Source organism: Streptococcus sanguinis, from assembly GCF_019929225.1.
GTDB lineage: Bacteria > Bacillota > Bacilli > Lactobacillales > Streptococcaceae > Streptococcus > Streptococcus sanguinis_J.
In genome coordinates this window covers 1-724 of record NZ_JAHZPA010000023.1, presented here as the reverse complement: position 1 = coordinate 724, position 724 = coordinate 1, and the positions used below count along the sequence as shown (strand labels likewise).

The 724-nt window shown below is 34.3% G+C and carries 1 protein-coding gene; it reads right to left on the bottom strand.

Going from position 1 to position 724, the window contains the following annotated elements; all coding sequences use genetic code 11:
• Positions 1-167 precede the first annotated feature (167 nt).
• Positions 168-533: a hypothetical protein gene (locus K1I80_RS11995; protein WP_048773787.1), complete on the bottom strand. Its 366-nt coding sequence runs from the start codon at positions 531-533 to the stop codon at positions 168-170.
• Positions 534-724 lie beyond the last annotated feature (191 nt).

Below are 724 nucleotides of genomic sequence, written 5' to 3'. Positions count from 1 at the left end.
AGCCACCAATAATATTTTCTTCATCATTCCCTCGACTTTCTATAGACTATTATAGCATAAGAAAGGAAGGTTAGGGCAGAAACTGTAAACTTTTGGAAAAGAGCAAGGTAAAGAACTGAGGTGCAAAAGAAAACCACCCGAATTGATAATTCAGGTGGGCAATGAAATTACGGAAGTTTATAATTTTCTTTCATTTGTTTTGATACATTATACTGCTTTTTCTGTGTAGGAGTCAGCCTAGCTTGTGGATTGGAATAAGTAAACATTGACGTCTCAGTCTCAATTCCTTTGGCTAAGTCGTTATCCATTTGCAAAAAATAATAAGCTACTTGATTCAAATATACGTCCAGAGAATCAACTGTTTTCACTAAATTTGCGCTCATTTTGTTAAGGGCGTCCTCTGCTCCTTGCATAGACTCTGTTGCAGAAGATTGGATTAGCCCCGTAATTTCTCCTTCAAATCTTTTATTCATTTCCTGCATACTAGTTTTGCAGGCTGTTAACTTTTCAGCATCTATCTCTTTACGACTCATCTAATTATCCTTTCTATTCATCTTAAACATCTAGTCTTTTTAAGCTGATAGCTTAAAGCTATTAGTTACTTCTTAGAAGGTGATTCTTGTTCAAATTTATAATATTTAACGAATTCTTCCTGACTGTTAACAACATGTTCCTGACCATCTACAGAATTATAATCTGGGATAGTCACATTTTCAAATAAATT

Coding starts and splice junctions, on each gene's coding strand:
- K1I80_RS11995 (WP_048773787.1), bottom strand. CDS start 533: ATGAGTCGTAAAGAGATAGATGCTGAAAAGTTAACAGCCTGCAAAACT.